The sequence below is a fragment of the Kaistella yonginensis genome, assembly GCF_030409525.1.
GTDB lineage: Bacteria > Bacteroidota > Bacteroidia > Flavobacteriales > Weeksellaceae > Kaistella > Kaistella yonginensis.
In genome coordinates this window covers 1-13,357 of the sequence record NZ_JAUFQB010000050.1, presented here as the reverse complement: position 1 = coordinate 13,357, position 13,357 = coordinate 1, and the positions used below count along the sequence as shown (strand labels likewise).

Here is a 13,357-nt window from a genome sequence, read left to right as displayed (position 1 = left end):
TATCTTCAGGATTTTCTCATATGTACGGTTAATAAATATTTCTCCCATAGCTTGATTAATTCGGAGTCAACACTTTTTCTAAATTTAAAGGATTTCCAAGGTGCAATTTTCGGCAAGCAAATTTCCAAAATTTCGTCTTCGTTAAAATATAGTTTCGATTTTTCATAAATAATTGCTTGGTCAATACTTCCCGAGTTTTTTAATTTTTGAGCCGTTTTTACACTTACGTTAAGAAGGGTTGCTAACCCCATTATTCCTTTAACTTTTTTAGTGATGAAAAGTTGATTTTGTGCTGTTCCTAAAACATAGAAAAGTGCCTCAGAAGCCACCATGTTATTGCATTCAGTTTTTAAAGCTGAAATGTATTTTTCGGACAGACTTTTATCGGATAAATAAATTTTAATAGTACTAATGTCTGATTTATCCAATGTAGTAATTAATTCCCCGATCTCATCATTAAAGCCTTCAAATGCATTCATGCCTGTAATTATTTAAGGTTTTTAAATATTTGCAAAGCTCTTTCGATGGGTTTTGCTTTGATATATTGCAACAACATTGCTTCTGTACTGTGTCCGCTGAAATACATAATGTCGGACGTTGGCCAAACTCCATAGTGATTGGTACAGAAACTTCTACGAGCAGTGTGTCCCGCAATTAAATCCTTTTTTGAGTAATAGCCTGGAACTCCACGCCAAATTCCGCTTTCTTCATCTTTTGGATCTACTAATACTTTTATTCTTTTTACTCCTAAAATTGTTTGTGTAATTTTTGATTTTTCACAAACAAGTTTAATATAATCATTGAATTTTTGATCAGAAATTCTTCGTGGAAACTCACCATTGCGTTTTTCAAGTATTCTTAACACTCTACTGCTTAAAGGTAAAAGCATTTGTTTTCGTGTTTTCTTCTGTATGAAATTGATAAGAGTAACACCATTGATGGTTTTGAGCATTTTTTTATCGAACCGTAAATAATCAGAAATTCTTTGACCAGTTTCATAACCAATTAAGAATAAATCTCGCGCATTGTCCAAGTATTCTGGCAAATCATTATTCTTTTCAATCTCCTCTATTTCTTCGGGTGTTAGGTAAGCTTCCAAAATTTCCTCAGGATTATCACGATTATCTGTGAAAGGATTTTTTATTTTTTCTAATTTGTATTTTACACGGTCAAGTTTGTCAAAAATTTCTAAATCAAGTTCGGTAGAGGCGTAGTAACAAATCGTACGTAAAAAAGTAAGATCTCTTGATATTGTCCCAGAAGCGTATTGGTTTTCATTTGACCATTTTATAAATTCATCTCGAAAATTCGTATTTATATCCGTGATTTTTAATTTGATGTTTAGATCATTTTCATATCGCTCCAATTTACTTTTAACAACACCCATTTTCTTTACAGTATTTGAAGCCAAGTTAGATTTGTAATTTTTATAATGATCAAGAACTGCAATCAGATCGTTTCCTACAATTTTTACTTGATATTTCTTCTTTTTGAAGCCTGGATGTAAATATTCGCTGATAATATCCTTAAACCATTCTTTGGTTAAAGTTTCTGGGTTTTCAATCGCTCTAAATTGATCTATCACTAAGTTTCTGATGATGTTTTCTTCTGCATCTAAATCTGATGCTACCTTTCTTTTATCTAAATTTTTAGAATTTTTTTCCTTTTCTCTTAAAATTGGGTCTTTATATGTCTTGCTAAAGTACTCTTTGTCAACAAAAAATCTTTTATCTTCCAAAAGTGCGTCAAAGTAGATATCTTTTGGTTTTTCGCCAAAGTCAATCCTATACTGAAACCGCGCGGTTAAGTAGCCTTTATTTTTTGTAGATCTGTATTTATAATGGAGTGTTGACATCGCAAGACAAGTTGTGAAAATTTGTCTTGTAAATGTATAATTAATTGAAATAGTATGAAAGTGTTAAAAATACAAATTATTTAAAATACTGATAATCAGCAATATAATTATTTTAGATTTCGTTAAATTTCATTAAATACCGCAAAAGTGGGGCGATATCCTCCACAACCACTTATTTTCGGATAAGTGGTTTTTTTTGGGCGCACATTTCCGGCTTTCCACTGCAATTCCTCGCACCGCGCTTTCCCCCACGCTTGCTGCGGGATTTCCGCTTCAATCCGGGGCGCAGGTCGGCGTTCTATTACAAATATTCTTAATAGAACAGAAAACTAGTGCTGCAAGAAAATTTGTAATCCCTTCAGTAAATTAATTTGGTTTTTCGTCCGGTCCAAATTATGATGCTCATATTTTGTGCTGTAATAAACATCATTCTTTAAATAATCGGTAAGAAAGCGAATCGCTTGAATATAGGTGACCAACTGGCCAGCGTAGTCCAAATTCGCTAATTCCACAGGGGTTAGCATATGCTTTAAATAAAATAAAAAACCTTCCTTAATGCTTTCATAAGTGGTGGAGTTAAAGTTGTCTTCAGCCGAACCATCATCCTCATTGGCGAGGTTGGTGTACGAACGCACCATTTCACCGAAATCATATAGAATCGTTCCTTGCATTAAGGTGTCCAAATCAATGACTGCAATCGCTTTATTATCTTTATCAAATAGAATATTGCTGATTTTAGGATCAGCGTGAATCACTCGTAGCGGCAATAAGTCCTGCTGTTCTAATTCAACCCATCTGTTCGGCAGTGATAAATGCTCCAGAATAAAATTAATTTCGTTTTCTGCTGTTTTTTTTCTTTCTGTTTCTTGAATTAAAGCTGTTTTAAAATCGATAACTCGCTTTTCAAAATTAATAAAGTCAGAAAGTGTTTCTTCTAAAATGATCTGCTCCTGATTGATGATCTTATAAAATTCGCTTAAACATTTTGTGGCTTCAAAAGCAATTTCCGTAGATGAGGGTTTCAGAAAAGTCACCGAATCTTCCAGATATTCCAACATTCGCCAGGCTTCATTATTCTTTTCAAAAAGCAAATCTTGCGATAAAGTCGGAATTAATTTCACCGTCTTTCTAGAATATTCAGATTGCTCTAAAACGTAATTAATTTTCAAATGATTATTTTGAATTGCATTCGGGTTTTTGAAAATCAGCGTATTTATTTGTTGTAGAATAAATTTTCCACTTTCCGTTTCGACCAAGAAAGTATGATTGATCAAACCATTCTCAATGGGCGTAATCGACAAAATTTCTACGGAACCTAAGAACTGTTCAACGATTATTTTTGGAGCCATAAATCTTCGGTGTAAATTTGATCAGCAATTTTCTGCTTTAAAAATTCCTGAAGTTCCACTTTATCTTCTGCGTAGGTGACACCTTTCCATTGCTCTGGTGAAATCTCTACTAAGACTTCCATTTCTTTTTTTTGAATTAAAGAATCGATCACCGCAGGTAAATAAATTTCGTCTGTATTTTCAGGTTTGTCCGCGATAAATTGATCAAATTCTATTTTTAAAAATTTAAAGATCGAAGGATTCAAAATCCAAAAATTCATCGAAACCAAAACGTTTGGTTCTAAAGTATGTTTAACGTTTTCTTTATCACTGTAAAAAATAGAATTTTCTTCTTCAGAAATGTTGGTCAATTCATTAATAGAAACCAGTTTATTCTTTTCATCAACTTCACATCTACCGCGCGAAACACTACCGTTTTTACTCAAGGTGTTTTTTAATGGATAAAGAATTACCGCATAATTTTCTGCATTAATTTTTCCGTCATTAATAAGTGCTGCGGCAATTTGATAAACTTCGGTTCCGTAGTAATCGTCTGCGTTAATAACGACGAAATTTTCCGTCACCACTTTTTCTGCGCAAAGAACTGCATGAGCAGTTCCCCAAGGTTTGGTTCTCTGTTCTAATACGTTTTCATCCGAAACAAAATTTTTTTGATCCTGAATAATCCAATGAAACTCAACTCTTTTAATGCTAAGAATTTGCGAAATCTTTGTGATGTAGCTTTCCGGAATCGATTCATTAATAATGAAAACAAACTTAATAAATCCCGCCTTCAATGCATCGAAAATCGAATATTCCAACAAAGCTGCGTTGTTTGGCAAAACGCCATCAATCTGTTTTAAACCTTTGTAGCGACTTCCCAAACCTCCGGCTAAGATGACGACTGATTTTTTAGAATGCTCCATCAAATCCGAATACTGGTTTTCTAGTTTTCCATTGCCCCTTGGTGAAATCTGGGATTTCTACAACGCTGTTTTTTGCAATTGATTCTTCACTTAATGGGGTGATTGCATACCAAGTTGCCAGATCATAAACATCCATCGGGAATTCTACATTTCGCTTAATACATTCGATAAAAGTATTGATAACAAAGTAATCCATGCCGCCATGTCCGGTGCCTTTGGTCTTTTCTTCCTGATTTTTCCACAGCGGATGATCATACTCTTTTAGCCATTTTTCCCTGTTCTCCCACTTATGGGAACGGTTCATTAAGTTTTCGAAATATATATGTCCCTGATTGAATCCGCCCGAACCGAAATCCTGCCAAATCCCGCGCGTCCCCTGAACTTTAAAACCGAGATTGTAAGGTCTTTGTAAACTTGTATCGTGCGTTAATAAAATTGTTTCGCCATTTGCACAGGCAATTTGCGTGGTAACCACGTCGCCTTGTTTAAATTCTACTTTCGCATTTGGATGATTTTCCCCGCCTTTTGGATGGTTCACGATATAATCATGCAATCCTCTAGACTTCGTAGAAAAAGAAGATAATCTCAATAGTCGGTTTCCGCGGTTAATATCGAACATTACGCCAACAGGCCCAATGCCGTGTGTAGGATACAGCTCACCATTTCGATTCACGTAATGATCTGTTCTCCATTTCGCCTCACTGAATCCTTTTTCACCGAACTCTACTCCCGAGTTATAAGGGGTTTCACCATCATTAAATAAAACACCACGCAAATCATGCAAGTATCCGCCTTGTCCGTGAATCAGCTCGCCGAACATTCCTTTTCTCACCATATTCAAAATTGCCATCACATCTCTTCGGTAACAAACATTTTCCATCATAAAAATCGGAACTTTTGTTTCTTCGTAGGCTTTTACGTAATCCCAGCAATCCTGCAATTTGATCGCTCCAGAAACTTCCATGCCCACAATTTTTTTGGCTTTCATCGCTTCGATTCCCTGTATTTTATGCCATTTCCAAGGGGTAGAAATAATTACTGCATCCAGATTATTCATCTTTAAGAGATTACGGAAATCATAATCACCCTCCGAAAATTCTTTCGCAGCTGGTCGGCCATTCTTCGCCAGAACTGCCTGCGCATCTTTAAGCATTCTTTGTTGAGGATCAGCGAAAGCAACAATTTCTACATCGTCTCGTCTGCCTAAGACGTCGATGTGGTTTTGTCCCCGCATGCCAACGCCAATTAAGCCAACCCGAACTTTATGAGCAAAGTTTTTATTGCCCTCGTAGGCAAATAAAGAATTGGGAACGATAAGTGCACCAAATCCGAGGGCAGACATTTTTAGAAAGTTCTTTCGACTGATAGTATCCATAATTTCATTTTTTCCTTATTACAAACTTAAATAAATTATAAATAATTTTTGGTGATTATCAGAGAAGATTCAAATCAATAATAAAATTAAAAAAATGAAACATTACTGCTTATAAATAAATAATCCGCCAATATCTCTAATTATATTTTAAAGAAACTGGCGAATTAATATTTTAACATGATAATGAAATTTAACCACAAAAGTCACAAAGGATGAAAGTTTAAAAGCGTAAACTTTTGGGACTTTTCTGGTTGAAAAATTCAATAATAGTTCAGAATTAACTCAAGCCCGTAATTTTTCCATTCTTATCGATGTGCATTCCTTCTGCTGCTGGAATACTTGGTAATCCGGGCATTCTCATCATGTCTCCCAGAATTGGAATAATAAATCCTGCACCGGCTGCAAATTCAAATTCCCGAACGGTAATTTTAAAGTTAATTGGTCGTCCAATTTTGGTTTCATCATCGGTTAAAGATTTCGGAGTTTTTGCCATACAAATTGGGACTTTATCAAAACCAAGATCATAAATCGTTTTCAATTGATTTTTTGCTTTCTGCGAATATACCACGCTTTCTGCACCATATACCTGTTTCGCAATGGTTTCAATTTTATGCTCCACCGAATCTTCCACTTGGTATAAAGGTTGGAAATCGTTACCACAATGAGCGGCACAACGAACTACTTCTTCGGCGAGTTCAGTCATTCCTGCGCCACCTTTGGTAAACTCATCAGCAAGAATAGCTTTCACACCCAGTTTTTCACATTCACTGATGATATAATCGATCTCTTCCTGCGAGTCGGTCGCAAAATGATTGATTGCAACGATCGGTCTAAAACCGAATGAAAAACCGTTTTCAATATGTTTCGTCAGATTTTCAAAACCATTTTTTAGGAAAGGTAAATTCTGGATTTCATATTCTCCTTTTTTCGCGCCGCCATGATAACGCAACGCACGAATGGTTGCAACGATCACATAAGCATCGGGCTTCATTTTTCCATAATGACATTTGATATGCAGAAATTTTTCTGCACCCAGATCAGCACCGAATCCTGCTTCTGTCACCACATAATCTGCGAGAGAAAGTCCGGTTTTTGTAGCGATGATGGTGTTGGTTCCTTGCGCTATATTGGCGAAAGGTCCGCCGTGAAGAATCGCCGGATTACCTTCTAAAGTTTGAACTAAATTCGGTTTAATGGCATCTTTCAATAAAATCGCCATTGCGTTCTCCGCTTTTAAATCCCGCGCGAAAATCGGTTTTTTATCAAAGGTAAAACCAACGAAAATGTTTCCCAGTCGGTATTTTAAATCTTCAAAATCACTGCTTAAACATAAAATCGCCATCACTTCACTGGCCGGCGTAATGTTAAATCCTTCTTCCCTGGTAATTCCATTATTAGAACCACCTAGACCGATGACGATATTACGCAAGGCGCGGTCATTCATATCCATTACCCGTTTCCAAACAATTGTTCGCGGGTCGATATTTAACGTAAATTTCTTATTCTGTAGATTATTATCGATCAAAGCAGACAATAAATTATTGGCCTTTTCAATGGCCGAAAAGTCTCCAGTGAAATGCAGATTAATATCTACCATGGGAATCAGTTGCGCGTAACCACCACCAGCAGCGCCTCCTTTTACACCGAAAACTGGACCTAGTGAAGGTTCGCGCAAAACCGCAATTGATTTTTTACCAATTTTATTCAAACCATCATTTAAACCTACAGACACAGTAGTTTTTCCTTCTCCGGCAGGTGTTGGATTAATGGCGGTGACTAAAATAAGCTTCGATTTTTTGATCTTTTCTTCGTCAATGTATTTTAAAGGAATTTTGGCTTTGTATTTTCCATAATATTCCAAATCATCGTGATCAATTCCTACTTTATCAGCGATTTTTTTAATCAGTTGAATGTTTGCGGACTCTGCAATTTCTAAATCGGTGGGGAAACTCATATTCTAATGTTTTAAATCTATCAAATTTACTGGAAATGATTATTTAAATAAAATTATTATTCATGCTTTATATCATTAAAAAGACAGTCGCCTAAATTACAATTTAGAATTCTCAGCGTATTATCCTATAAAAAATCCGTATTTTTGCAGAATTCCAAAAATTGAAATTTTGGAACATTACAATGAAAGATCCAAAAGAATATATAGAAGTTTACGGTGCTCGTGAACATAATTTAAAAAATATCGATGTTAAAATTCCCCGCAATGAGCTGGTTGTAATTACCGGACTTTCAGGGAGTGGGAAATCTTCATTGGCTTTTGATACCATATTTGCCGAAGGTCAGCGAAGATATATCGAAACTTTTTCAGCCTATGCCAGACAATTTCTCGGCGGTTTAGAAAGACCCGATGTTGATAAAATCGACGGGCTTTCACCCGTAATCGCAATCGAGCAGAAAACGACGAATAAAAATCCACGCTCTACCGTTGGAACAGTTACTGAATTGTATGACTTTTTACGTTTGCTTTTTGCCAGAGTTTCAGATGCGTACTCTTTAACAACTGGTCAGCGCTTGGTCAGCTATACCGAAGAGCAGATTTTAGAGGCCATCAAAAATAATTACAAAGGTGAAAAAGTAATGTTGCTAGCACCAGTCGTTCGTTCCCGAAAAGGCCATTACCATGAACTTTTTGTGCAGATGGCAAAGAAAGGGTATGGGCAGGCCAGAATTGACGGAGAAATTCTCGACATTGAATATGATCTAAAACTCGACCGTTATAAAACCCATGATATCGATATTGTAATTGACCGTTGGATCATCGGTGAAAATGCCTCGGAAAGCAGAATGGAACAGTCTCTGAAAACTGCCTTGCACATGGGTGAAGGCGTGGTCGGAATTCAGAAACTAGCAAGTTCAACTATTGAATATTTTTCTAAAAATTTAATGGATGCCGATACCGGTCATTCCCTGGCTTTGCCGGAGCCAAATACTTTTTCTTTTAACTCACCAAAAGGAAGTTGTCCGTATTGCAAAGGGTTGGGAACGGTGAAAAAAGTAAATACCGATTATTTTGTAGAGAATCCTAAACTTTCCATTAACCAAGGTGGTTTACGGCCTTTAGAAGACATTAAGTCGAACAAATGGATTTTGGGTCAAATAAAAAATATCTTAGAGATTTACGGATTGTCTTTGGCCACTCCGATGAAAGATATTCCCAAAGAAGCCCTTGATTATATATATAACGGCTGCCACAAAGAATTTAATAAAGATCTAAAACTGGCTGGAATTAATAAGAAAATTAAAGTCAATTTCGATGGACTGATTTCCTTAATTAATGAAATGATTGACGATAAAGAAAGTTACGATGCTACTTTATTAGAGCGACATTTCACCACAGAAGAAACCTGTCCGGACTGCCATGGAACACGTCTGCAAGCCTCAAGCTTAAGTTTTAAAATCGACGGAAAAAATATTGCAGAAATCAACGCTTTGCCACTTTTAGATTTAAAGGAATGGTTAATTCAGGTCGAAGATAAATTCAATAAGAATAATAAAATAATCGCGCATGAAATTCTAAAAGAAATCAAAACCCGATTGCAGTTTTTACTGGATGTTGGTTTGGATTATCTGAGTTTAAGCAGAAGTTCACGAACCCTTTCTGGTGGAGAATCGCAAAGGATTCGGTTGGCGACCCAAATCGGTTCTCAATTGGTGAATGTTCTTTATATTTTAGATGAACCTTCGATTGGGTTGCACCAAAGAGATAATGAAAGACTGATTGCTTCCTTGAAAAATCTGCGGGATATTGGGAATTCGGTGATTGTGGTAGAACACGACAAAGACATGATTATGGAAGCCGATGAGGTTTTAGATATCGGTCCGCGCGCAGGAAAATTTGGTGGCGAAGTTCTTTGGCAAGGTAAACCGAAGGATTTATTAAAGGCAGATACCATTACTGCTGATTATTTGACGGGAAAAAGAACAATCGAAATACCAGAAACCAGAAGAGAAGGGAACGGTAAATCATTAATTCTAAAAGGAGCAACTGGCAATAATCTGAAAAATGTGAATGTAGAAATTCCACTGGGGAAATTAGTGGTCGTCACGGGAATTTCAGGCAGTGGGAAATCTTCTTTGATTAATGGAACTTTGTATCCCATCCTCAATCAGCATTTTTACCGAGCGGTGAAAGATCCGTTACCTTATAAAAAACTAGAGGGTATTGATCATATCGATAAAATTGTTGATGTTGATCAAACGCCGATTGGCAGAACACCGCGTTCAAATCCAGCGACTTATACAGGCATGTTTACCGACATCAGAAATCTTTTTGCCGAACTTCCAGAATCGAAAATCCGAGGATATAAAGCTGGACGGTTTTCCTTTAACGTGAAAGGTGGCCGTTGCGAAACCTGTCAGGGTGGCGGTTTGAAAGTGATTGAGATGAATTTCTTACCCGATGTTTATGTTCATTGTGAAACTTGTAATGGCAAACGATTCAATCGTGAAACTTTAGAAGTTCGCTACAAAGGGAAATCGATTTCGGATGTGTTGGAAATGACCATCGACGAAGCGACAGAATTCTTCCAGCCGATTCCGAAAATTTTTATGAAAGTGAAGACAATGCAGGATGTTGGTTTGGGTTACATCACGCTTGGCCAACAATCAACTACGCTTTCTGGCGGGGAAGCACAGCGGATTAAACTCGCCACTGAATTGTCAAAAAGACAAACCGGAAACACTTTATATATTCTGGATGAACCAACTACAGGCCTGCATTTTGAAGATGTAAAAGTGTTGATGGACGCCATCAATAAACTTATTGATCTGGGCAATTCTTTTATCATCATCGAACATAATTTAGATGTCATCAAACTCGCTGATCATATCATTGACATTGGTCCCGAAGGGGGTCATCGTGGCGGAGAAATTATTGCCAAAGGAACTCCCGAGGAAGTTGCAAGATCGAAGAAATCGTTGACTGCTAAATTTTTGAAAAGAGAATTAAGGTAATAACCCAATTTCAACTTTAAATACAAAATAATGAACTACGAGATACGACCCATGCGTCCGGAAGATGGCGAGAAAGTTTTAGAAATCTTTCAACAAGGAATCAACGGTGGAAATGCTACTTTTGATAACGTCGCACCCACTTGGGAAGCTTGGGATACCAAGCATTTTAATCTTTGCCGTTTTGTTTTAGAAAATGAAAATAATGAGGTAATCGGTTGGTGCGCCTTGCAACCCATCAGCAATCGCGATTGTTTCAAAGGCGTTGCCGAAGTAAGTATTTATCTCGATGGATCGGTTCAGGGAAAAGGTTTGGGAACCGTGATGATGAAAAAATTAATTTTAGATAGCGAGGAAAACGGGTTCTGGACCTTACAAGCGGGTATTTTTCCGGAGAATGCGATCAGTGTGAAAATTCATGAAAAACATGGTTTTAAGATGGTGGGAACAAGAGAGAAAATCGGCGAGATGAATGGGGTTTGGCGGGACATTATTTTATTAGAACGAAGAAGCCGAGTGGTCGGAATGTAATTGTTGGCTTATATTATTTATATTGTCTAAAAAAAGCAGAAATTTGTAACCTGAAGAATTTTCAGTTCAAAGTCTTTTCAAAACGTGTCCTTAATTTTATTCAATGCCGAAAGAATTTCAATTTCAAGTATCGCCAGAAGCAGCTGCCAACGAAGATTTGTTAGCACAACAAGTGGCAAAATTCTTAAAGATCAGTCCAGCGGATATTCAGAAAGTAGTCGTTTTGAAGCGCTCTTTTGATGCCCGACAAAAAGCGGTGAAAGTAAATTTAAAGGGAAATGCTTTCTTGGTTGATGAAGATTATACTGCTTCTAAAATTGAATTGCCCAACTATCCAAATGTGAGCAATCAACAGGAAGTTATCGTTGTTGGCGCTGGTCCTGCTGGTTTATTTGCGGCCTTACAACTCATTGAACTGGGCTTGAAGCCGATTGTGTTAGAGCGTGGAAAAGATGTTCGCGGTCGCCGTCGGGATTTAAAAGCGATTAATGTTGATGGACTTGTCAATGAAGATTCTAATTATTGTTTTGGAGAAGGTGGTGCTGGAACATATTCAGACGGAAAATTGTATACCCGCTCAAAAAAACGGGGTGACATTGATCGTATCTTAGAACTTTTTGTAGGATTTGGAGCTACCCCCGATATTATGGTCGATGCGCATCCCCACATCGGAACCAATAAGTTGCCTCAAATTATTCAAGACATCCGTGATAAAATTATCGCTTGTGGTGGCGAAGTTTTATTTGAAACCAGGGTCACTGATTTTATAGTGAAAAATAACGAAATGAAAGGCGTTATCCTTAAAAATGGAGACCTTATTTCTGCCACTAAAGTGATTTTAGCAACCGGACATTCTGCACGGGATATTTTTGAATTGCTGCATAAAAAGAATATTCTGATTGAAGCGAAACCTTTTGCGTTAGGCGTACGAGCAGAACATCCACAGGAATTAATTGATAAAATCCAGTATTCATGCGATTACCGTGGTGAGTTCTTGCCACCTGCACCTTACTCTGTAGTAAAGCAAGTGAACGGACGTGGGATGTATTCTTTTTGCATGTGTCCGGGCGGTGTGATTGCGCCGTGTGCGACGAGTCCGGGAGAAGTGGTCACTAATGGATGGTCACCTTCTAAAAGAGATCAGTCAACGGCCAACTCAGGAATTGTAGTAGAATTAAAATTAGAAGATTTTAAACCGTATCAAAAATTCGGACCCTTGGCTGGGATGGAATTTCAAAAAGCAATTGAGCAAAAAGCCTGGCATTTAGCAGGTGAAACTCAAAAAGCGCCCGCGCAAAGAATGGTCGATTTTACCCAAAATAAAATTTCACAAAATATTCCAAAAACCTCTTATGTTCCCGGAACGACTTCTGTGGAAATGGGCGAAGTTTTTCCAGGATTCTTAAGTCAAATTATGCGTCAGGGCTTTTCAGAATTTGGAAAATCAATGAAGGGATATCTGACCAACGAAGCGATTTTGCATGCTCCAGAAAGTAGAACTTCTTCACCGGTTCGGATTCCGAGAGATCATTATTCTTTGGAACATCTTGAAATTAAAGGTCTGTATCCTTGTGGTGAAGGCGCAGGTTACGCGGGTGGAATCATCTCTGCAGCGATCGATGGCGAAAAATGTGCGTTGAAAGTTGCGGAAAGTTTGAACATTCTTTTGCCTTAAAAGGATATCAATTTTATTGAGTTTTTTAGTTTGGCACTGTTATGGAAATGTAGCTGATAACTTTTAAATTTAATACAATGAATAATTTATCGAAAATTCTTTTAGGTGCAGGGTTGGCGGTTACGCTGGTTTCTTGTGGTGCAGTGCAGGATCAGTACGGAAATAACAACGGAAACACTTATCCAAATAACGGAACCAATAACGGAACAGTTTATAGAGCCAATGACGGACAGGTTTACCGAAGAGGCGACGTGTATCGGGATCAAAATGGGAATGTTTACCAAAACGGTAGAGTAGTTAGAACCGGTGATGTTTACGGAAAACCTGGAATCTTAGGTAGAAATGGAAATCAAACCGTTTATTATCCGAACCAAAATAAAAGAAATTTACCACCAGGACAAGCCAAGAAGATTTACGGTGGAAGCGCCAAGGAGTATGCGAAAAGTCAGCAGAATAAAAGAAACAATCAGTGGAAGAAATATGATGATGACAATGAAAATCGTAATGATGACCGAAGAAAAAGACAATACAAAGAGTATAAAAAGCAGAACAATAGCAAATACTATAAAAAAGGAAAAGATCGTGCTGACGATTAAAATGACACTATCCCGTAAAGTGTGTAAGTTGAAAAGTTTGAGGCTTGAATTTTTATAATTTGAGCCTTTCTTCAAATATAAGCATAAATTGATTTAATACAATTCC

Annotated in this window: 10 protein-coding genes; 4 read left to right on the top strand and 6 right to left on the bottom strand. The window is 37.2% G+C overall.

Annotated features, from left to right (window positions below; all coding sequences use genetic code 11):
• Positions 1 to 5 precede the first annotated feature (5 nt).
• The 6 genes from QWY78_RS10115 to QWY78_RS10090 form a co-directional block, all read right to left on the bottom strand.
• Positions 6 to 479, bottom strand: coding sequence for a DUF3853 family protein (locus QWY78_RS10115; protein WP_290219447.1), 474 nt, complete (start codon positions 477 to 479; stop codon positions 6 to 8).
• A gap of 8 nt (positions 480 to 487) precedes the next feature.
• On the bottom strand, positions 488 to 1,855 hold the full coding sequence (locus QWY78_RS10110) for a tyrosine-type recombinase/integrase (RefSeq protein ID WP_125023466.1): 1,368 nt from the start codon (positions 1,853 to 1,855) through the stop codon (positions 488 to 490).
• Between the two features lie 329 nt (positions 1,856 to 2,184).
• Entirely contained in the window at positions 2,185 to 3,204 is a 1,020-nt protein-coding gene (locus QWY78_RS10105; RefSeq protein WP_290219441.1) for a phosphotransferase enzyme family protein, read from the bottom strand.
• The gene (locus tag QWY78_RS10100) at positions 3,189 to 4,109 is read right to left on the bottom strand and encodes a nucleotidyltransferase family protein (protein ID WP_290219439.1); all 921 of its coding nucleotides are present in this window, start codon (positions 4,107 to 4,109) and stop codon (positions 3,189 to 3,191) included. Before QWY78_RS10100 ends, QWY78_RS10105 begins: the two co-directional genes overlap by 16 nt.
• On the bottom strand, positions 4,096 to 5,484 hold the full coding sequence (locus tag QWY78_RS10095) for a Gfo/Idh/MocA family protein (protein WP_290219437.1): 1,389 nt from the start codon (positions 5,482 to 5,484) through the stop codon (positions 4,096 to 4,098). The genes QWY78_RS10100 and QWY78_RS10095 overlap by 14 nt, the downstream gene beginning before the upstream one ends.
• A gap of 277 nt (positions 5,485 to 5,761) precedes the next feature.
• Positions 5,762 to 7,438 carry a formate--tetrahydrofolate ligase gene (locus QWY78_RS10090; RefSeq protein WP_290219435.1) on the bottom strand — a complete coding sequence of 559 codons (1,677 nt, stop codon included), beginning with the start codon at positions 7,436 to 7,438 and terminating at the stop codon, positions 5,762 to 5,764.
• Between the two features lie 182 nt (positions 7,439 to 7,620).
• On the opposite strand from QWY78_RS10090, the gene uvrA reads away from it, so the two are divergent.
• From uvrA to QWY78_RS10070, 4 genes are all read left to right on the top strand, one after another.
• Positions 7,621 to 10,452 carry an excinuclease ABC subunit UvrA gene (uvrA, locus tag QWY78_RS10085; protein WP_290219433.1) on the top strand — a complete coding sequence of 944 codons (2,832 nt, stop codon included), beginning with the start codon at positions 7,621 to 7,623 and terminating at the stop codon, positions 10,450 to 10,452.
• A 30-nt stretch (positions 10,453 to 10,482) separates the two neighbouring features.
• A complete protein-coding gene (locus QWY78_RS10080; RefSeq protein WP_290219431.1) occupies positions 10,483 to 10,980 on the top strand; it encodes a GNAT family N-acetyltransferase in 498 nt (165 codons plus the stop codon).
• Positions 10,981 to 11,083: 103 nt separating this feature from the next.
• A complete protein-coding gene (locus QWY78_RS10075; RefSeq protein WP_290219429.1) occupies positions 11,084 to 12,655 on the top strand; it encodes an NAD(P)/FAD-dependent oxidoreductase in 1,572 nt (523 codons plus the stop codon).
• 77 nt (positions 12,656 to 12,732) lie between these two features.
• Positions 12,733 to 13,251 (top strand): hypothetical protein, encoded by a 519-nt coding sequence (locus QWY78_RS10070; protein ID WP_290219427.1) that lies wholly within the window; start codon positions 12,733 to 12,735, stop codon positions 13,249 to 13,251.
• Positions 13,252 to 13,357 lie beyond the last annotated feature (106 nt).